Source organism: Flectobacillus rivi, from assembly GCF_030056655.1.
Taxonomy (GTDB): Bacteria; Bacteroidota; Bacteroidia; order Cytophagales; family Spirosomataceae; genus Flectobacillus; species Flectobacillus rivi.
The window spans coordinates 282,907-304,157 of the sequence record NZ_JASHIE010000005.1; the positions used below are offsets into that span (position 1 = coordinate 282,907).

General features: G+C 37.5%; 15 protein-coding genes. All 15 read left to right on the plus strand.

What is annotated here, in order from left to right; genetic code table 11:
- The first annotated feature begins 445 nt into the window (after positions 1–445).
- The gene (locus tag QM481_RS09105) at positions 446–1,342 is read left to right on the plus strand and encodes a glycerophosphodiester phosphodiesterase family protein (RefSeq protein ID WP_283381510.1); all 897 of its coding nucleotides are present in this window, start codon (positions 446–448) and stop codon (positions 1,340–1,342) included.
- A 22-nt stretch (positions 1,343–1,364) separates the two neighbouring features.
- Positions 1,365–3,176 carry an alkaline phosphatase gene (locus QM481_RS09110; protein WP_283381511.1) on the plus strand — a complete coding sequence of 604 codons (1,812 nt, stop codon included), beginning with the start codon at positions 1,365–1,367 and terminating at the stop codon, positions 3,174–3,176.
- A 331-nt stretch (positions 3,177–3,507) separates the two neighbouring features.
- Positions 3,508–4,197, plus strand: coding sequence for an RNA ligase family protein (locus tag QM481_RS09115; RefSeq protein WP_283381512.1), 690 nt, complete (start codon positions 3,508–3,510; stop codon positions 4,195–4,197).
- Complete coding sequence (locus QM481_RS09120) at positions 4,181–5,284, plus strand: AAA family ATPase (RefSeq protein ID WP_283381513.1); 1,104 nt, start codon at positions 4,181–4,183, stop codon at positions 5,282–5,284. The genes QM481_RS09115 and QM481_RS09120 overlap by 17 nt, the downstream gene beginning before the upstream one ends.
- A 96-nt stretch (positions 5,285–5,380) precedes the next feature.
- A complete protein-coding gene (locus tag QM481_RS09125; RefSeq protein WP_283381514.1) occupies positions 5,381–6,667 on the plus strand; it encodes a sensor histidine kinase in 1,287 nt (428 codons plus the stop codon).
- Positions 6,668–7,067: 400 nt separating this feature from the next.
- Positions 7,068–9,353 (plus strand): SLBB domain-containing protein, encoded by a 2,286-nt coding sequence (locus tag QM481_RS09130; protein ID WP_283381515.1) that lies wholly within the window; start codon positions 7,068–7,070, stop codon positions 9,351–9,353.
- Positions 9,354–9,483: 130 nt separating this feature from the next.
- Complete coding sequence (locus tag QM481_RS09135) at positions 9,484–10,536, plus strand: Wzz/FepE/Etk N-terminal domain-containing protein (RefSeq protein ID WP_283381516.1); 1,053 nt, start codon at positions 9,484–9,486, stop codon at positions 10,534–10,536.
- A 272-nt stretch (positions 10,537–10,808) separates the two neighbouring features.
- Positions 10,809–11,753: a glycosyltransferase gene (locus QM481_RS09140; protein ID WP_283381517.1), complete on the plus strand. Its 945-nt coding sequence runs from the start codon at positions 10,809–10,811 to the stop codon at positions 11,751–11,753.
- A 24-nt stretch (positions 11,754–11,777) separates the two neighbouring features.
- The gene (locus QM481_RS09145) at positions 11,778–12,767 is read left to right on the plus strand and encodes an NAD-dependent epimerase/dehydratase family protein (protein WP_283381518.1); all 990 of its coding nucleotides are present in this window, start codon (positions 11,778–11,780) and stop codon (positions 12,765–12,767) included.
- Positions 12,760–14,046: an MATE family efflux transporter gene (locus QM481_RS09150; protein ID WP_283381519.1), complete on the plus strand. Its 1,287-nt coding sequence runs from the start codon at positions 12,760–12,762 to the stop codon at positions 14,044–14,046. Before QM481_RS09145 ends, QM481_RS09150 begins: the two co-directional genes overlap by 8 nt.
- A complete protein-coding gene (locus QM481_RS09155; RefSeq protein ID WP_283381520.1) occupies positions 14,019–15,290 on the plus strand; it encodes a hypothetical protein in 1,272 nt (423 codons plus the stop codon). Before QM481_RS09150 ends, QM481_RS09155 begins: the two co-directional genes overlap by 28 nt.
- A 3-nt stretch (positions 15,291–15,293) precedes the next feature.
- Positions 15,294–17,141 (plus strand): asparagine synthase (glutamine-hydrolyzing), encoded by a 1,848-nt coding sequence (asnB, locus tag QM481_RS09160; protein ID WP_283381521.1) that lies wholly within the window; start codon positions 15,294–15,296, stop codon positions 17,139–17,141.
- Positions 17,132–18,184, plus strand: coding sequence for a glycosyltransferase (locus QM481_RS09165; RefSeq protein ID WP_283381522.1), 1,053 nt, complete (start codon positions 17,132–17,134; stop codon positions 18,182–18,184). Before asnB (QM481_RS09160) ends, QM481_RS09165 begins: the two co-directional genes overlap by 10 nt.
- A 63-nt stretch (positions 18,185–18,247) precedes the next feature.
- The gene (locus QM481_RS09170; RefSeq protein ID WP_283381523.1) at positions 18,248–19,345 is read left to right on the plus strand and encodes a glycosyltransferase; all 1,098 of its coding nucleotides are present in this window, start codon (positions 18,248–18,250) and stop codon (positions 19,343–19,345) included.
- Positions 19,346–19,351: 6 nt separating this feature from the next.
- Complete coding sequence (asnB, locus tag QM481_RS09175) at positions 19,352–21,217, plus strand: asparagine synthase (glutamine-hydrolyzing) (protein WP_283381524.1); 1,866 nt, start codon at positions 19,352–19,354, stop codon at positions 21,215–21,217.
- Positions 21,218–21,251 lie beyond the last annotated feature (34 nt).

The window sequence follows — 21,251 nt, forward strand, 5'->3', positions numbered from 1 at the left end:
TGGAAAAAATACAAATTCAAATTATTTTGAAAGGATTTTAATGGTAGAATTTTAAGATGAGATACTTTATTTTCTTGATAAAAAAATCTAGAAAAAATGCCAGAATAAGTATTAATGCAAAATAAAATTGCCTTAATACGCTCTAGGCTATAAGCCGTAGGCATTAGGCAAGCACAACTTTTTGCTTATGGCATATAGCTTAATGCCTATTGCGGGTAAAATTTATCTTGCCCTACAAATTACTTTAACATAACCATAAAATAGGATTAATACTCAAGCAAAAAGTAGAACCTACTTTTGTGGTTCTTTTATCGATAACAAATGGTTCTTATAAACGAAAAGCCATAAGTTAGGGATATGAATTGTTAAAAAAGCTTGTATCTTTTGAACAACTCTGTGTAGTTTGATAATCAGCGATTTGTCCAAAAACAAAACATCCAATTTTATGAAAAAGCTTATTTTATCAGCATTACTGGCGTCTGCCTCTTTTAATAGCTCTTTGTTGGCACAAACTTTTGAAATAGAAGGTCATCGAGGTGCACGAGGATTGATGCCTGAAAATACCATTGAAGCATTTAAGAAAGCAATCGATTTGGGTGTCAATACACTTGAACTGGATGTTTGTATCACCAAAGATAACAAAGTAGTGGTTTCGCATGAGCCTTATATGCTGGCTCAATATATGTCAAAACCCGATGGGACTCCTGTGAGTAAGCAAGAGGAAAAATCACTGAATTTGTATCAAATGACTTACAAAGAAATCAAGCAATATGATTCTGGGATTCGTGGTAATGCGGGCTTTCCTGAGCAGCAAAAGGTTTCTACTTACAAGCCACTTTTGGTTGACATGATTAAAGCTTGTGAGGCATATATCAAGAAGAATGGTTTGCCACCTGTTAAGTATAATGTCGAAATTAAATCGGGCGAAAAAGAATATGGCATTTATCAGCCTTCAACAGTTGAAGAGTTTTCCGATTTGGTTCATAAAGACTTAAAAAAACTTCTTCCTGCCGACCGTATTATCCTTCAAAGTTTTGACTTTGCCATTTTGAAGCACTGGAAAAAACAAATTGATGCGGGCAAATATATACCAGTGCAATTATCAGCTCTTACGGGTGAACTAGGTCCAGAGGCAACATTCGACGCTTTAGGTTTTTTGCCAGTTTATTATAGCCCTTATTTTAAGCTAGTTACCCCAGAAAGAGTAAAAGCCTGCCATGATAAAAATGTAAAATTGATGCCGTGGACAGTCAATGAAATTTCGGATATGAAAAAAATGAAAGAACTCGGTACCGACGGACTCATTACGGATTATCCTGACCGTGTAAAAAGTATTCAATAACCCCAATTTCTCATAAAAATCAATGAAAAAATTCCTTCTTTTTAGCATTTTATGTTGTTTAGGCAATGTTGTTTTTGCCCAAACCTATACGCTCAAAAATGCTCATTCGCATAATGATTATGAACATCAACAGCCTTTTTATCAAGCTTTTGGTTTAGGATTTGGCTCGATTGAAGCTGATGTTTATTTACAAAAAGACGAAATTTTTGTTTCGCATGAAGCAAAAGATATTCTTCCTACTCATACTTTCCGAAAACTCTATTTAGAACCTATTTTAAGAGAAGCGTCTATCAATCCCAACGGTGTTAGACCATTTCAATTGCTGATAGATTTAAAAACAGAGGGCTTGTCAACATTGACTGCTTTGCAAAAACAGTTGCAGCCTTATCGTCAGTATTTTGATAGAAAAAACAACCCCAATGCGATTCAAATCGTGGTAAGTGGCGAGCGTCCTGCTCCTAGTACATGGGCACAATTTGATGAGATTTTTTACTTTGATGGCAGAGATAAAGAAACCTATCCTACCGATTTGCAGTGGCGTGTTCCAATGATTAGTGCCTCATTTAGAGATTTTTCTAAATGGAATGGTCTAGGACGCTTGCCTGCCAATGAATATAAGCGTTTGGAAACATTTGTAACTAAATGGCATTCAGCTCATAAAACGGTTCGTTTTTGGGGAGCACCAGACAATCGTACTGCCTATACCACATTTATCAAACTAGGAATGGATTGGCTAGGAACCGACCATCTGGAACAATTGAGTGAATATCTTCAAAAACTACCAAACAATCTTTCGCTTGTAAAAACAACTCATGAAGCATATTATCCTACTTTCAAATCTGATGGTATTCAGAAAAAATCAAAAAATGTGATTTTGTTGATTGGTGACGGGATGGGTATTGCTCAGATGTATGCAGGTTTTACAGGAAATAAAGGTGATTTGAATGTTTTTAGAATGAAACAAGTGGGTTTGTCAAAAACTAACTCTGTTGATAATTTCCATACTGACTCGGCTGCTGGTGCTACAGCGATGGCAACAGGACAAAAAACTAACAATCGCTATTTGTCGGTTGATACCAAAGGTGATAGCATTGCAACCTTACCAGAGGTGCTGAATCGTTATAAGATTCCATCGGGCGTAGTCGTTGTGGAAGAAATTACAGGTGCTACTCCAGCAGGATTTTATGCGCATCAACCTGAGCGCAGTTGGAGCAGTGAGATCATCAAGGATTTGTTGAAAAGTCCTATCAAATTGGCTATTGGCGGTGGAAATACTTTAATTAGCGAGGCACAGAAAAAAGCAAATCCAACGACTTTGTTCTTAAATGATTTATCTCAATTGAATCCCACAAATCCTAGCAAAGCCATTGTGTTGGTTCAGGATTCATTGGTAAAACCTAAGCAGAAAGGACGTGGAGAGTATTTGTCACAGGCTTTTGATAAAGCTATTGCACAACTTTCGACCTCAAAAGACGGCTTTTTCTTGATGGTAGAGGGTTCTCAAATCGACCATGGTGGTCATGCCAATCAATTGCCATTTGTGGTAGACGAAATGATTGATTTCGATAAAGTAATTGGTAAAGCCATGGCTTTTGCTGATAAAAATGGTGAGACAACGATTATCGTTACCGCCGATCACGAAACAGGTGGCTTGACACTTCACGATGGTAATTTTAATACAGGTCAATTAGAAGGTAATTTTGCCACACCTGACCATACAGGCATTCCCGTAATGGTATTTTCGTATGGACCAAACTCTACCTTATTCCAAGGTTTTTACGAAAACAATACCATTTTCAATAAGATCTTGCAGTGCTTTGGTAAAGGAAAGTAACCTCATTGAGTATAATTAACCTAATCATTTTATCAACGCCGTAGTTGCAACAGCATTTAACTAGTTTTCTGTCGCAACTACGGCGTTTAGCATTAAAGTGAAACCCAGCTATTTCATATTGCGGGATAATAAAGTATTACCTCAGAAACGGGATTTAGAAATATTAAAAATAAGTATTACTTTTGCGCAAGCTTTAAATAGCTGATTTACAAATTATTCACTTCTATAACTCCTACGGTCATGTAATGCTTTTATAAAACACATTCAATGCTTTCTCTGCTTTATTGGGCAGGGGCTATTGGTATTATGTTTTATGTAAAGTTTTTATATCATGACTATCTCACGTAAGTACAACCGTACCTATCATTACCCCTTTTCCCCTGGTACCAGTTCTGATGACCGTATTAACAAGAACTACTGGGAGGATTTATCACGAATTTCTAAAGTTATCCATACCGAAAAACTCGATGGTGAGAATAACTGTATTTCTCGTCATGGCGTATTCGCACGATCTCACACTACTCCAACTCAATCGCCTTGGACAGCACAATTGCGTCTCCGTTGGGCGTCAATGAAGCATGATTTAGGAGATTTAGAGATTTTTGGAGAAAATCTTTATGCCATACATTCGATAGAGTATCAGCGTTTGGAGGACACATTTTTTGTGTTTGCTATCCGTGAAAATAATCAGTGGCTCTCTTGGGAAGAGGTATGCTTTTATGCAGGAGTTTTGGACTTACCCACCGTACCTGTATTGGCAAGGGTATCGCTCAATAATTATACACAACAGCTTTATGAGCAAGAAATATTGACCTTGACTGCACAACCAAGTCAATTCGGTTCTGTAGATACCCTAACGCAGCTTTTATGTACTTGTGAGGGTATTGTTACTCGAAATATAGAGGCTTTTGAAGTAGATAACTTTCAACATCATGTGTTCAAATACGTGCGTAAAGGTCACGTAAAAACAGATGAGCACTGGACTAAAAATTGGAAAAAAGCAAATGTTAACTATAGATAATCAAACATGGGAATATTGGAGTACTCGATACGATTGGGTGCTCCAGATGCACAATGTGCCACAAGACCCTATTCATCATGCAGAGGGCAATGTGGCAATACATACCCAAATGGTATTAGAGGCATTAACTTCATTGCCAGAATACAAAGAATTGACACAAACTGAACAGAGCATTTTATGGTATGCTGCATTGATGCATGATATCGAAAAACGTTCGACCACTGTCATTGATGAGTATGGGAGAATATCATCGCCTGGGCATGCTAAAAAAGGTGAGCGAACAGCAAGACAAATTCTCTATCAAGACTTTGCGATGCCATTCGAGTACCGAGAACAAATAGCCAAACTAGTTCGCTATCACGGTTTACCACTATGGATTTTTGAAAAAACTTCACCCGAACAAACTCTCATCAAGGTCAGCTTGGAAGTTAATACCAAACTACTAGCGATTCTGGCAAAGGCTGATGTGTTGGGTCGTATTTGTGAAGATCAAAAACTACTTTTGGAAAAAGTAGAGTTATTTAAACTCCTCTGTCAAGAACAACAATGTTGGGGAACTAAGCGAATATTTCCTTCAAATTATAGCAGATTCGAATTTTTTCGTCAAGAATCTCTTTATCCCGATACCTTGTTGTTTGATGAATCAAAAGTAAAAGTGATTCTTTTGTCAGGCGTAGCTGGTACAGGTAAAGATTACTGGATTCAAAAAAACTGTGGAGATTTACCCGTAATAAGCTTGGATGATTTACGACGAAAACTTAAAATTTCGCCAACAGATACGAAGGGAAATGGAAAGGTGATTCAACTTGCCAAAGAACAGGCGAAGGAGTATCTTAGAAGCCAACAAAGTTTTGTTTGGAACGCTACAAACATTACTATGCAAATGCGCGAACAGCTAATATCATTATTTGTTAGCTACCGTGCTTTTGTAGAAATAGTCTATCTAGAAGTTCCGTACAAAGTCTTATTACAACAGAATTCTAAACGTGAGGCAGTCGTTCCAGAAAAAATTATACACCGTATGATTGAAAAGTGGGAAGTGCCTAATCTTTGGGAAGCACACGAAGTAAAATACGTCTGTAAATAGACAAACAATATTGTTCAGCCTTTAGCAAAAGTTCACTGCTGTTAATGAAATGTTAAAGGATACGAACTTGTAGGCGATAAACGTTAATTTTGAACTATGAATTCAAAGACCTTACGCATATTTGTTGCGCTGTCAATCTTGCTAATGGCTGGCGTTATTGTAATCCAATATTTTTGGTTTAAACAGGCTTATAATATCCAAGACCGAGATTTTGACCAGCGTGTGACTTCCGCTTTAAGAGTGGTAAGTCGTCGTATCCTTGACTTTAACCATAATCCCAATAATAAGCTTTTGCAGCCCGTCGAGCGTGTAACCTCGAACTATTACACCGTACAGACCAATGATACTATCAATGCAAAAGTATTGGAAGAATTCTTGAAGCAGGAGTTTGCCAGAAGCGATATTCGTCTCAATTTTGAATATGGGATATATGATTGTTTGAGCGACAGAATCAATTACAAATCATTTGTTTGTCATTCCGAAAATTGTGATAGAAGTGACTCTACAGCGCACTATCGTTTTCCTGACCTCAACATTCATAATTATTATTTTGGCGTATATTTTCCTGATAAAAAATTCTTCTTATTAGGCGATTTAGATAACTGGTTTATTTCATCGACCATTCTCTTGGTGGTAATGGCTTTCTTTGTGTATGCCCTTATGGTGATTTTTAAACAAAAACGCCTTTCTGAAATTCAGAATGATTTTATCAATAACATGACCCATGAGTTCAAAACGCCTATTTCTACTATTTCTATTTCGTCTGAGGTATTGATGAAGCCCGAAATTGTGAATACGCCCGAGCGCTTACTCAGCTATGCTTCAATTATCAGAAAAGAAGCCTCACGACTTAAAAAGAATGTAGATACAGTTCTTCAAACAGCCAATATCGACCAAAAAATAGATAAGCTCAATTTGGAAGAAATAGATGTACATGAGCTATTAGAAGATTTGAGTATTAACTGTGAGCCGATTTTTAAAGAAAGAAAAGGCGAGTTATTGCTTGATTTACGAGCAAGTTCAACATTAATCAAAGCAGATAAACTACATATCAGCAATGTTATCCACAACTTGATTGATAATGGGCTAAAGTATTGTGAGATTATTCCTAAAGTGAAAATTAGTACTTATAATCAAGGAAGTGATGTAGTTATTAGTATTCGAGATAATGGAATAGGTATTTCGGAGCGTGATCAAAAATACATCTTCAACAAGTTCTTTAGAGTACACACAGGCGATGTCCACAATGTGAAAGGCTTTGGCTTAGGATTGTATTATGTCAAAGAAATGGTTGAAGGACACAAAGGAAAAGTTGAACTCAAAAGTAAATTAGGAGAAGGCAGCGAGTTTCGCTTGTTCTTTCCGCAGGTAAAGAATATTTAGTAATTGAGTGATTATTTTAATCATATATTTCTGAGGTAGAGGCACAATGTATTGCGTCTAAAGAGGTATAATTCTGAAATATAGTATATAAAAGGCGGTCGAAATTAGTTTTTCGACCGCCTTTTTACTATTAAAGCCCGTAAATCGTCTTCCTATATGGGTATTAATGCTATCTTCAAATTTTCAAATTACCAAATTATCCTATAAAAATCAGGCATAAACTTTATGAATTTCAAGGGATATTTTTACATTTGTAAGGATAGAACTATATGTTAACCTCATATCCGTTATTTTGTAGTAAATGCGAACCTTACAAGTTTTTCTACCAATAGCTACGGCTTTTTGGCGAGGTTATTTTTCCATCAGTCGCCGAAGTTTGTTGCTTTGTACACCTATAATCTTGATCTGCTTTTCAATTTCTATCAATGGTTTTTCTCAAAAAAAATCTGTAGAAACGGTCTCAGACGAACAAATTCAGCTCTTTATCCAAAAAGCGCAAACTAGTGGTTTGTCTATTAGTCAAATCGAAAAAGTAGCGCAACAACAGGGATATAGCCCTGCCGAAATTGCTAGGATTAAAGAACGAGTAGAAAAAGTAAGAACCGAACAAAATAAGGTTTTGACCAATGTTACTCCTCCTGAAAACACTTCCAGAACTCAATTAGGGCAACTTTCTGAGCCTCAGTCATCCAATATTACTTCTACTATTTTTGGCAAATCTCTTTTTACAAAAGAAGGATTAAGTTTTGAACCTAATCTACGTATTGCCACGCCTCAAAACTATCAATTAGGTCCCGATGACGAGCTGATTGTAGATATTTATGGTGCTGCGCTAGATAACTTTCATGTGAAAGTAAGTCCAGAAGGAACTGTCAAAATATTGAATCTTAGCCCGATTTATGTCAATGGACTCAGTGTAGAAAATGCCTCTCAACGTATTGTATCTCGCTTGCGACAGTTATACCAAGGGCTCAATGTGGCAGGAAGTGGCGTATCAGCACAAGTGACTTTGGGCAATGTACGAAGTATTAAGGTAACACTTACGGGTGAAGTTAGCCGACCAGGCACTTACACGGTTTCGTCATTGGCAACGATATTCAATGCTTTGTATGCGGCGGGTGGACCATCAGAAAATGGTTCTTTTCGAAATATCCGTTTGATTCGTAACAACAAGGTTTATCGAATATTAGACTTATATGACTTCTTGCTTCGTGCCGACCAAAAAGATAATGTGCGTTTACAAGATCAAGATATTATCCGAATAGGAGATTATACGGCAAGAGTTGAGCTACAAGGAGAAGTGAAGCGTCCGATGATTTTTGAAGTAGAAAAAACAGAAACACTTCAAGATGTTTTACGCTTTGCGGGAGGTTTTACAGACAAAGCTTATACATATTCGATTCAGTTGAAACGTAATACCGCAAAAGAATTAAAGCTTATCAATGTTGCACAGGAGGAAGTGGCAAGCTTTATTCCTAAAAGTGGCGACAAATATACCATCGGAACGATTTTAGAGCGTTTTGAAAATCGAGTAAAAATAGCAGGCGCTATCTTTCGTCCGGGTGAATATGCCATCGAAAAAGGTACTTCTACCGTAAAAGAATTGATCCAAATAGCCGAAGGACTCAAACCTGAGGCATTTATGAATCGTGCAAGTCTGCGTCGTTTGAAAAGTAATGACCAATATGAATTAGTCAATATTGATTTAGGGAAAATTTTGAGTGGACAAAATCCAGATATTCCTTTGAAGCGTGAAGATTTTCTGACCGTTTATTCTACGCATGATTTACAAGAAAAACGTGTGGTAAAAATCGAAGGAGAAGTCAATCAGGCGGGCACTTATGAATATATCGACGGCATGACTTTGGGCGATTTGATTTTACAAGCCAAAGGATTTACCGAAGGGGCAAGTGCTTCGAAAGTAGAGTTATCGAGAAGAATCAAAACAGAGCTATATTCATCAGACAACGACCATAGTGTAGAAATTCTATTTTTTGACCTAGATAAAAACTTAAGTCTTGAATCCAAAGAAGCCTCTATGCCTTTGATGCCTTTTGATAAAGTTTATATTCGAACTGCTCCCAATTACGAAGCACAAAAGTCAGTTTATATCGATGGAGAAATAGCCTATCCAGGTTCTTATACCATTAAGGATAAAGCGCAACGTATTAGCGATTTGGTTCAATTGGCAGGAGGACTCAAAAAAGGTGCTTATCCACAAGGCGCCGTTTTTCAGCGAGATTCTTCAGTAGTGGCGATTGATTTATCTTTAATTTTGGAAAATCCACAGCAGTCTGAAAATTTGCTTTTGTTGGCTGGTGATAAAATTACCATTCCAAGGCTAGTAGAAACTGTCAAATTGACGGGCGGTTTGCTCAATCCAGTTGCGGTAGCTTACCGAGAAGGGCAAAGTTTACAGACGTATTTGTCGCAAGCTGGGGGACTCAGTCCTTTGGCACAACGAAATCGTATTTATGTAAAATATGCCAACGGGATGTCTGACAAAACCAATCATTTTCTCTTTTTCAGAAAATACCCTAGAGTATTGCCAGGGTCGGAAGTAATTGTACCCGAACAAGATAAAGAAACACAATCTAAACTTAGTGTGGGCGAACGTATCGCCATTATGAGCGGCATTAGCTCCTTAGTTTATGTGATTATTAGTATCACCAATGCGATTAAGTAGTAACTGATAGGCTTTAGGCAATAAGCAGTAGGCTAAATGTTTGTATTATTTCATTCAAAAACACTTCTATATTTCTAGCTTACGGCCTAAAGCCAAAAGCTTTAGGCATAGAATTCATTCTTTTCTTCATTTGGACACGAATAAAAACCATATAACCATATCAATTAAGGACCTCATTTCGGGTTTGGTTCAGGGTAAGCGTTTTATCTTGTTGATGAGCCTTTCGTTTGGAATCTTGGGGGCACTATATGCGATTTCGTTGCCCAATCTATATACTTCTGAAGTCAAAATTTTACCAGAAATTGATACCAAAAATATCGAGAGCCTTGATAAGTTTAAGTCCTTGGCAGGACTAGCAGGAATTGATTTGGATAATTTGAACAGCACCGAAGCTATTCGACCCGATTTATATCCTCCTATTTTGCAAAGCACTCCTTTTTTACTGAGTACATTCAAAACGCCCGTATTAGTGGCAAAAACGCAAGAAAAAACGACGTTGTTTGAGTATCTCAATGGTCTTCGTAAACAGAAGTTATCTTATCGGATTTTTGGAGAAAGCTCCTCAGAAACTATGGGCGTGTCATCTTCACAGACACCCGAAAGTTCGCTATTATTGAACAAGCAAGAAGTGTCTATTTTGAAAGATTTAAGAGAAAATATTATTGCTTCTTTAGATAAAAAATCAGGTGTAATAAGCATTAGTGCCAAAATGCCAGACCCTTTGGTAGCTACTATCGTGGTAAAATATGCTCAAGACTATTTGAATCAATATGTAAAAAAGTATCGTTTAGAAAAGACACAAAAAGAAGTAGATTTCTTGGAAAAAAGAGTTGAAGAAGCTCAGAAACGATACCAACTTGCTCTGCAACGTTATTCTGCTTATCAGGATAGCCACAGAGGGTTGTTTCTGAATACGGCCAGACAGCAAGAACAGAAGCTACAACAAGAGTCAGAACTAGCCTTTTCTTTATTTTCAGAATTAAGTAAAAAACTCGAAGAATCAAGAGTAAAAGTTCAACATGACACACCTGTTTTTCAGGTACTCGAACCAGCACAAGTGCCTCTTAAAAAAAGTGAACCTAAACGCACGATTATGGTACTTGCCTTTATGATTTTGGGAGGAATGATCGCTTGTTTAGTATTGATTTTCAGACATTTTAAAGTGTCAAATTTGTTTTCTTAGACATTTCATATTTGGCTTTTTCAGAATAATTTTTTAATATTGAGGCTATCGGTTAATAGTAGATTAGTTATTAGAATATGCTCATAATCAGAATAGTACTACCAAAGGTCATGATTATAGTACTATTTCAATCTTCCTCAGAAACTTTTTACCGAATGCTCATGGCTGAAAGCCAAAAGCCCAATAATTAGATAACACACCTATAACTATCTTATCAGACCTGCTCTACTGCGAAAACTCCATTGCTATTTATTTGAAAATTGGAGAACCGCATGAATACTATACCTAATAAATTACCCCTTGTATCTATCATTTGTACCTGTTACAATCAAGCTACGTTTGTTGAACAAACGCTAAACTCTATATTGTCTCAAGACTATCCTCATCTCGAAGTTTTTGTGTCCGACAATGGAAGTACTGATGATAGTGCTCGTTGCATACAAGACTTTTGTCAAAAAAATATCCACGATTTTCAAGTTTCCTACCATCTTGAAAACGTAGGAATTTGTAAAGCCTTTAATCAATCATTCGCTAAAGTTACTGGGAAGTATATCATAGACCTTTCGGCTGACGATATTTTGCTACCGCATTGTGTAAGTCAACAAGTGCAGTTTTTTGAAAAACAACCAGACGAAGTTGGCGTCATATATTCGAACATTGAATGGATTAATGCACAGGGAAAAAGCAAAGGTAAAGCCTTTGGAAACTTGCCTCCTCCGAGTGGGAATGTCTGGCTAAAACTTCTGGCAAAATCATTTATTCCTGCACCTGCGATGATGATGCGTAGAAGTTTGCTTTTGCAAATGGGCGGATATAACGAGCAACTAGCTTATGAAGATTTGGACTTCTGGCTAAGGTCATCTCGAATATGTCATTATGCGTATTTACCACAAGTACTCATGCAAGTACGAAAAGTACCTAATTCAGCTACTTCAGGTTTTAATGATGCAGAAAAAGGCTTGTTGGATTCGGCATATCGAGTTTGTTTGCTTACACAGTTTAAGCTTGATTCTCGTAAAGAGCACAAAGCTTTGGACAAACGAATTTTAAACTATTGTCTAAGAGCCTATACTTCTCAGCAATTTGAGATGGCACTACGTTTCGCTCATCTATTATCAAGCCCAATTTGGAAAAAGATTATCACCTATTTAATCAAGCGGAAAATAGCTCTCAGAGCTTTAACGATACTTTATCACCTTTTCAAATACCTAAACTAGTCTACTACTTAACAAAATCATTCTATGACTATATCACAACCCCTTTCTACACTGATTCAGCAAAGTAGCTTTTTAGTTACAGGCGGCGCTGGATTTATCGGGTCACATTTGGTGGATTTTTTACTAAAACACCATGCACAAAAAGTTGTCATTGTGGATAATTTTTCAACAGGTTCGTTCGACAATATTCAATCTGCCTTGAGGTTTGCTAATTGCCAATTAATTGAAGGAGATTTACAAAATCGTCTTATTTGCGAAAAAGCCTGTGAAGGAATTGATTTTGTCTTTCATCAGGCAGCTCTTGGATCGGTACCACGCTCTATCCATGACCCTATTAGTACGCATCAGGCTAATGTCAATAGCTTTGTGAATTTATTAGTAGCTATGCAAAAAGCGCAAGTCAAGAAAATGGTTTTTGCCTCTTCTTCCTCTGTATATGGCAGTTTACTTGCTGATGTCAAACAAGAAGTTACCGTTGGTGAACCACTTTCTCCTTATGCGGCTACCAAGCGTATTAATGAAATTTATGCGGATATTTTTGCTCAAACATACCAACAGGATTTGATTGGTTTGCGCTATTTCAATGTATTTGGTCCACGACAAAATCCCAATGGACCTTATGCTGCGGTGATTCCTAGGTTTATTCAGGCGGTTTTGGAAGATAAAGCAGGGATTATTTTTGGCGATGGTGAGCAAAGCCGTGACTTTACTTATATCGACAATGTGGTATATGCTAATATTTTGGCCCTATTCACCAACTCTCAAGAGCATCGCTTCTTTAATATTGCTTGTGGTCAGTCCATTTCTTTGAACCAAGTATGGAATGCCATTAATATTTGTTGTGATTCAGAACTCCCAATATTATACCAGCATCCTCGACAAGGAGATATTTTGCATAGTAAAGCCGATATAAGTCGAGCCAAACAATGCTTGGATTATCAGCCTTTGGTGTATTTCAATGAAGGTATTCGTCGAACAGTTTCTTGGTATCAAGCACAGAAAGTCCATGCTTAGCCTTTTTCCAAAACTACAAAGCCTATTTAACCTGCAATTAAAAGGGCTTTCGAGTCAGCTAGGATGGTATATTGTACAATTAGGAGCGACATTTATCGGTAGCATTTGGCTAATACGACACTTAGATAACTCACATTGGGGAAGCATAAGTTTGCTGGTATCTTATCATGGAATGTTCAGTGTTTTTTCAGGGATTTGGTTAAAAGATTGGGTAATCAAAGCTATTGTAGAAGGCAGAAAAATCGAAACGCTTTTGGGTAGTGTGGCATTTATAGCGGTGTTATTATCAGTCTTTGGATTTGTTGTTTGTGGAGTAAGTTTTATGTTATTTTTTCCACAATATTCATTTTTGAAAAACCTCATGTGGATACAAGCAGGAAATTTGCTGACCACGCCCTTTCATGTTGTGTACTTTTATTTTGATGCTATCAAAAAGCCTCAACTAATCAACCAAGTGAATGCTTATTATGCTATCTGTGCAGGAATTTGTAAGGTAATTTGTGTCGAGATAAAGCCATTTTCATTTTCCACTTTTTTATGGTTTCAATTAGGTTGTAGCTTGGGGTTATCAATGGTCTATTATGGGCTTATTAAGAGCGAAGGGCTGGGATTTCGAAAATGGCAGATTCAATGGTCATTAGTGCTAGAAATGAGTAAAGGAGCATGGTCTGTTTTTGTGAGTAAAATCATTGGTTTAGCCCAATCCAAAATGGATGTGTTGTTGCTAGCAAGCTTGTTGAATCTGAGTGATACAGGCAGGTATAGTTCTGCTTTACGCTTGGTTGAAGCTAGCTATTTTGTCCCAGTATTGTTATTTACCCATCAATATCCTCGTTTGGTGGAGGCAAAACGATTGTCGGAAATGCTATTCTTCAAAAAAATGCGCCAGTATCTTCAGGTAAGTGTAGGGACGAGTGTTGTGTTTGTCGTAATGATGTGGGTGAGTGCCCCTTTGTTTGAAAGAATTTTAGGCGTGCGACAGTTGAGTTGGCTTATTGGAGGATTATCGTTAAACCTACTGTTTTATATGTTGGACATGGCTCGTTCAAGTTTGCTATTTACGAATAACTTGACCCATTTGATGATACCAATTCAGGTGATTTCATGCTTATTGGGAGTTGTTTTTAGTTATCTATTAATACCTATTTGGGGCATTTATGGTGCAATCATGAGCGCTTGGATTACAGGTATATGGCAATGCTGGTTGAGCAATTATATTTTTCGAGAAACACGTTTTATACCTTCCCTGTTATGTTCGAAACCTTATTTTATGGCTTAAGTTTTACAGGAGTTTGTTATTACATTTTTACGAAACGCCTATTTGATTTTTTGAGTTTGTCCTTCTTTAGTTCATTGGTTTATTTTATTCCAGGCTTTTCAGGTTTGATTATTAATCCATACGATACCGATGAAACTACCGCTATTTATCCCCCTTGTTATTGGGTTTATGATTTGGTCTTGGGGATTAACTTATTTACAGTGTTGATAAATGATAGTTTTTTACAAGACAAATCCATCAGTATAAAAGGAGAGTTTAAGCCTAGCCTAGCTCTAGGAGCACTTATGATGGGCGTGCTAGGACTAGCTGGGTCACTGATTCAATTTCCTGATTTGTATTTGAATCGTGCGGAAGTAAGTAAGGGAGAGCTTCAAGAAATCCTTAGCAATCGAGCAGACCGTTGGAGTGTGCTCTGGGCGATGGGTGCAAGTTTACTGGCCATGATAGCGTTCAAGGCTGGGTATCGATTTTACCAAATACTAGCAGTTGTACTCTTAGGTTTGGATTTGTTTTGGGGAGGAAATCGCTCCTCCTCAGCATTTGTAGTTTTGGCATTATTAGTGTTAGCAACTCAGCATGAACCCAAACGATTAGTAAGCTATTTGAGTCATTGGAAAAATTTAGGGAAAACCCTATTACTCGCAAGTCTGGGATGTATTTTCTTTATCTCAAAACTCATATTGCCTTTATTACAAGCCAATCGTATGGACTTGTTTGAGGAGATTTATCCTTCTTGGCAAGATGTATTGTTTCATGCTTTTGTGGTAAGCGAGCCAGCCGCTATTCAAGCAAATTTGTCAGAAACCTTGCGTAAAGGAATAGAGGTAGATTGGTATCATCCTGTGGATATTGTTGGTCAATTGATTATTGGTGGCGATTGGCTTGGAATGCAGTCTAATAGTCACTATTTGAGCCAAAAGGATTTATTTCCACAACTTGAATATGGCTTGGCCTATAATATTTGGGGAGATATTTGGGCAAGTGGCGGTTGGATTGCCTTAATTGCTTTTATCTTTTTTTACCATATTGTTTTGGTACTTGGCAACCTCCTCATTAAGCGTTCAACGGGATATTCTTTGGTCATTATCGCTTTATTTTTCTCGATATGGGCTTTTTATATTCATCGAAATAATCTTTTGTTTCAACTATACTTACAAAAACGAGTTTTGATTTTTGCGATAGTGCCTTGGCTTTTTTCGCTGATCAATATTCGATGGAATAGTTCTCATGCTAAATCAAGCTAACCTATGTGTGGAATAACTGGACTTGTTGATTTTCGTTATAAAAGCTCTCGTCAAATACTACGTCAAATGTATTCATCTTTGAGCCATCGTGGTCCAGATGCCTCTGGAGAATACTGGAAATCTATGCCATTGTACCAAATAGGATTAGGCCACACTCGTTTGTCGCTTTTAGACGATAGTGCTCTAGCCTCGCAACCCTACCGATGGAAACATTGGGTATTGGTATTCAATGGAGAAATATACAATTTTAGAGAAATCAGACATACTCTTCAGCGAAAAGGCTACTATTTTGAAAGTGAGTCGGATACAGAGGTATTAGTTAAAGCATTTGATTATTGGGGCGAAACTGCTGTTCAGCAATTGACGGGTATGTTTGCTTTTGGATTGTATAATCAGGAAAGCCAGCAATTGATTTTGGTAAGAGATAGGGCGGGTACAAAGCCCCTATATATGTACCAATCAAAAAACGTAATCTTATTTGGCTCTGAACTAAAAGCCTTGATGGCTCATCCTGATTTTCCAAGAAAAATACAAAATCAATCGGTAGGACTATATTTTCAGTATGGCTATGTTCCTAGCTCACATTGCATTTTTGAACAAACTCACAAGGTACGAGCAGGGCAGATTTTAGTGATAGACTTGCAACAACATACCACACGTTATCAAACCTATTGGTCGATTTTAGATTCTTTCAGCCAACCAATCGCAAGGCAATATCATGCTGAATCATTTTTATTGCACGAACTGGACCAAAGACTCGATACTGCTTGCCAAACACGCATGACAGCCGACCATCTTATAGGTTTGTATTTGAGTGGAGGTTACGACAGTTCGTTGGTAGCGTATTATGCTCGTAAGCATAGCAATTTTCACAAAGCTTATTGTTTAGGTTTTGAGGAAAATGAATACAGCGAGATTCCTTTTGCCCAACAAATAGCTCAACATTTAGAAATCCCCTTTGAAGGGTTTATCCTAGAAAATCAAGAGTCTATATACCTTACAAGGCAATTGCCTGAAGTATTTGACGAACCCTTTGGCGATAGTTCGGCAGTAGCTTGTTTGGCGCTAAGTCAGCGAGTGAGGTCATCTGTCAAAGCAGTGGTATCTGCTGAAGGTGGCGACGAACTTTGGGCTGGATACCCACGCTATGTACAAAGTTTAAGACTTCTTCAGGGATTAACGTTTGCTCCAAATTCAGTGGTCAGGTGGTTGCTAAAACCATTTAAACATCGCAAATATGCCAAATTGAGGCATATTTTAGCACATCCTCAAAATCCAGTTTGGGTACTCGATGCCGTGAGTCAGACACTTAGTAGCAATTTGGTGACGTCATTAGTACAAGATTTTATCCCAAATTCAGAATATACTTTTAGAAAGGCTTTTCCCAATGACCCCATTCATGCGATGCTGTATTGGGACTATTCTCAATATCTAGTCGATGATTTGATGGTCAAAGCTGACCGTACAGGAATGGCCGTTGGTCTCGAAATTCGAGAGCCTATGTTACATCATCCATGGGTAGAATGGGTATCGAGTTTACCGAGTCAGTACAAAATCAAAGGCTTGGAGCAAAAGTATTTATTGAAAAAATTAGCACATCAAAAAATCCCACACACACTTTTGGACAGACCTAAAAAGGGTTTTGGTGTCCCATTAAGTAAATGGCTGAGAGGTTCTTTGAAAGAGCTGGTATTGGATACATTGACAACCTCTGCACTGGAGCAACATGGATTACTCAATACAGCGACTGTGAATCGTTATCTCAAGCATTTTTATGGAGGCTCAGATAGCTATACTACTACACTTTGGCACCTATTGCAATTTCAACTTTGGTATAATCGATGGCTATAAAACCTAAAATACTGTTTCTGATTCCCAGTCTGGCATGCGGGGGCACCGAAAAAGTTATCAGTACACTCATTAATCATTGGGATGGTGAGCGGTTTGATATTCTGTTAGGAGTCAATTCAAAAGAGATACCATTTTATTCCATAACCAATACCGCTGTATCTATTTCTATTTTTGGTAAAAGTAGAGTTAGATACACTTGGATAAAGCTTTTGAAACTCATTTGGAAAGAGCGCCCAGACTATATTTTTAGCGTCTTGGATTTTACAAGATTAATGATTTTGTTAAAACCATTTATTCCAACATCGTGTAAGCTTATCGCTCGTGAGTCAAATTACCTGTTCGAATGGTTAAATACTCCACAGAAGATGCTATCTCAATATTTGTACAGCAATATCGATTTATTGGTTGTGCAATCGGCTTTGATGGAGCAACATATTATCCAATATTTACCCGAAATTGCCCCGAGAACTTTAGTTATTCCCAATCCCATTGATACCGCTTTGGTCAGAAAACTTGCTCAGATGCCATTGGAGTATAAGCTTCCTAATTGCCCTGTTTTTATTACTATTGCAAGGTTAGATACCATCAAAGGACATCTACGAATTTTGGAGGCATTAACCTTGCTCGATTTCCCTTTTTGTTACTTTATTGTGGGGGAAGGACAAGAGAGAGAGACCATTGAAGCGTATATTAAACAGCATCAACTTGAATCGAAAGTTGTTTTGACGGGTGAACTAAAAAATCCCTTTCCTTTACTCAAAAACGCTCATGTATATCTGCAAGGCTCATACTCGGAGGCTTTTCCGAATGTCATTTTAGAAGCACTATGTTTGGGGATAACTCCTATCGCCTTTGCTATCTCTGGAGGAACTTCCGAGATTATTCGTTCTGGTGAAAATGGTTTTCTGGCAAAGGAAACCAACGATTTTGCAAGCTCCATTAATCATGTATTAGAGAAACCTTTTTTATCAAATAAACTAACAGAAACAATCCATCTGTTTGATTTAAAGAATATTATGCCTATTTATAACAGATTGCTTTAAGAATATAGATTCGATTGAGTACTCAAAAACTACATCTGATCAACAATGATTTACTAGAATCGTATGCCCATCAAAATCACCTATATCATTACAAGTTTAGGCATAGGCGGTGCCGAAAATATGCTTTATAAATTGTTAAAATATACCGACCGAAAAGAGTTCGTACCATCGGTAATTTGCCTGACTTCGGAGGCAGATTTGTTTGCATCTATTCAATCTTTAGGAATAGAGGTATTTGTTTTGCCCTTTCAAAGTCGTTGGTATAATCTTCCCTTCATCACATTTGAATGCCATCGTGTACTTTACAAACTTCGCCCTGACATTGTTCATACTTGGCTGTACCATGCCAATCTACTGGGGGGAATAGCCACTTATTTTTTGCCTCATCGTCCCATCATTGTATGGAATATTAGGAATACTTTGAGTGGAGTAACGTCTTGGTCTCAAAGGGCTTTCTTTCTACTCATAAAAATAACCTCTCGTTTTATCCCCGATTATATTGCGAGTTGTTCACAAAAGGGTGCAGAGGAACACCATAAGGCTGGTTTTTTGCAAAAAATCAAAGTTGTCCACAACGGATTTGTGGATAACAATCCTATTGTACTCGAGAATCGTACTGTCATGCGCATTGGAATGATAGCACGATTTACACCTGAAAAAGACCATTACACTTTTCTAAAAGCTGCATATCTTTTCTTACAAAAAAATACCAATTGTCGATTTGTATTAGTTGGGAAAGGCTGTAATTCTGAAAATCCACAACTTCAAAAATGGCTTGTGCAGCTTGAAATAAGCGAGTATGTCGAACTACACGAAGCACAAATATCGCTGGATAAGCTTCTGAATACCTTGGATATTTTTACACTTAGTTCCTATTCTGAGGGTTTTCCAAATGTAATAGGAGAAGCTATGATGAAGGGTATTCCTTGTGTATGTACTGATGCTGGTGATGCACAAATACTTGTGGGGAAATCTGAATTGATTGTCCCAATACAAAACCCCAAGGCGCTTGCGGAGGCTTGGCTTTCGGTATTATCTATGCCTTTAGAAAAGCGTGTTGAACTTGGATTAGACTTACGAAAAAGAGTGTTGGAGCATTTTCATATTTCCAAAATTGCCCAACAATACGATGAATGGCATTGGTCTTTACTTTATCCCTAACAAAATATGTGTGGAATTAATGGAATTATAGCGCTACGACCTGTAGAAGCTATGCCTAGATTATTAAAAAATATGAATCAGAAACTACAACAACGTGGTCCTGATGATGATAGCATTTGGACTAGCAACGACTTGACGATGGGCATGGGAATGCGTAGATTGGCAATTGTTGATGCGAGTTTTGCCAAGCAACCTTGGCAAGAGAAAGATATTTGTTTGTGTTTTAATGGCGAAATTTACAACCATCGAGTTCTCAGACAGACGCTCGTTGGTTTGGGGTATCACTTCAATACCGAGTCAGATACCGAAGTACTGGCAAAAGCTTATCTTCATTGGGGAACATCCTGTTTTGAGCACCTCGAAGGAATGTTTGCCATTGCGATTATGGATTTCAAGCTCAACAAACTTTTCTTAGCAAGAGATATTAATGGAGAAAAGCCATTGTATTATTTTATCAACCATGAGTTTGTGATTTGGTCGAGTGAGCTAAAAGGGCTTTTGACTAGCTATGAAGTACTCAGAAAAGAAAAGGCATTAATTAACCCCGAAGCACTTAATTGGTATTTTAGACTAGGCTTTATCCCTGCGCCATTAAGTATTTACCAATCTATTTTGAAAGTCAAGCCAGCGCAGTGTTTAAGCATAGACTTGTCAACGCTTCAGGTTAGTACATTTGATTTTTGGAAAATGCCTGATTATGCTCCACATTTCAATTATCACGATGCCTTATTCACTTTGGATCGATTGATTCAAGATAGTATGCAACAACAAATATGTATCAACCATCGGTCGGGATTATTACTTAGCGGAGGAATCGATTCGAGTATTCTGGCGTATTGGTTTAAAGAGATGAACCCAAATGTTTGTTGTTTTTCTTTACAAACGCATTCAGATAGGAATGATGAAAGTTTTGCAGCGCAAAAAATAGCTCAATATTTAGGGTTAAAACATGAGATTATTCCACTAGATTTTGCACAAGTACAAAAACAACTTAGCGAAACACTTTGCTATTTTGACGAGCCTTATGCCGACTCTTCAGCGATTGCTAGCGATACCGTCCATCAGTGGGTCAAAAATGATATAAAGCTCATGTATGGTGGCGATGGTGCTGACGAAGTATTTGGAGGATATCAGCGTTATTTGATGCCATTTTGGGCAGAAAAAATACGAAGCTATGCTCCTTTTTTAAGAAGTATAAATCGTTTGCCTTTACATCAATTACCAGATAATAATCGAGTAAATACTTGGGTTAAGTTTTTGGGGAAAATAGGTACAAGCCCCTCAGAAGATATATTGAATATTAGTCAAATGGGAATGTCTGAATCTATACTAAAGACAATATTACTACCTCATTGGCAATATCAACCCCATACACTTCAAGAGTTGTTTGAAATCTTGCCATTAGAGAGTCCGTTGACATTGGCAAGGCTTTGGGACAAACAAATTGCGCTGGAAGGAGATATGCTTGTCAAAACTGATCGTATGAGTATGCGTGCTTCCATCGAATATAGAACTCCTTTTTTGTCGAAAAATCTTTGGGAATTTTCACAAAAAATCTCTGATACGTTACTTATCCAGAAGGGTGTTACCAAATATTTATTGAAAGCCTATCATTCGACACTTTTTCCAGAAGGTTTTCAGCAAAGAAAAAAGCAAGGGTTTGAAGTTCCAATCGCCACTTGGCTGAGCACAAGTCTTAAAAAAGAGCTTTTGATGCTAACAAGTAGCGATTTTCTTCAAAAACAGGGCATTTTTGATGCTATAAAAATGACAGAGCAAGTTCGCTTTTTTCTTCAAAAACCTAACAGGTATAAGTTTCAACTTTGGAGCATTTACTGTTTTCAAAAATGGTATGAGCAAGCTATAAACTAAAAAAATACTAACAAACTTTAACAGAAAGCTTACT

Coding starts and splice junctions, on each gene's coding strand:
- QM481_RS09140 (WP_283381517.1), top strand. CDS start 10,809: ATGAATACTATACCTAATAAATTACCCCTTGTATCTATCATTTGTACC.
- QM481_RS09125 (WP_283381514.1), top strand. CDS start 5,381: ATGAATTCAAAGACCTTACGCATATTTGTTGCGCTGTCAATCTTGCTA.
- asnB (WP_283381521.1), top strand. CDS start 15,294: ATGTGTGGAATAACTGGACTTGTTGATTTTCGTTATAAAAGCTCTCGT.
- QM481_RS09105 (WP_283381510.1), top strand. CDS start 446: ATGAAAAAGCTTATTTTATCAGCATTACTGGCGTCTGCCTCTTTTAAT.
- asnB (WP_283381524.1), top strand. CDS start 19,352: ATGTGTGGAATTAATGGAATTATAGCGCTACGACCTGTAGAAGCTATG.
- QM481_RS09145 (WP_283381518.1), top strand. CDS start 11,778: ATGACTATATCACAACCCCTTTCTACACTGATTCAGCAAAGTAGCTTT.
- QM481_RS09120 (WP_283381513.1), top strand. CDS start 4,181: ATGTTAACTATAGATAATCAAACATGGGAATATTGGAGTACTCGATAC.
- QM481_RS09110 (WP_283381511.1), top strand. CDS start 1,365: ATGAAAAAATTCCTTCTTTTTAGCATTTTATGTTGTTTAGGCAATGTT.
- QM481_RS09155 (WP_283381520.1), top strand. CDS start 14,019: ATGTTCGAAACCTTATTTTATGGCTTAAGTTTTACAGGAGTTTGTTAT.
- QM481_RS09165 (WP_283381522.1), top strand. CDS start 17,132: ATGGCTATAAAACCTAAAATACTGTTTCTGATTCCCAGTCTGGCATGC.
- QM481_RS09170 (WP_283381523.1), top strand. CDS start 18,248: ATGCCCATCAAAATCACCTATATCATTACAAGTTTAGGCATAGGCGGT.
- QM481_RS09150 (WP_283381519.1), top strand. CDS start 12,760: ATGCTTAGCCTTTTTCCAAAACTACAAAGCCTATTTAACCTGCAATTA.
- QM481_RS09115 (WP_283381512.1), top strand. CDS start 3,508: ATGACTATCTCACGTAAGTACAACCGTACCTATCATTACCCCTTTTCC.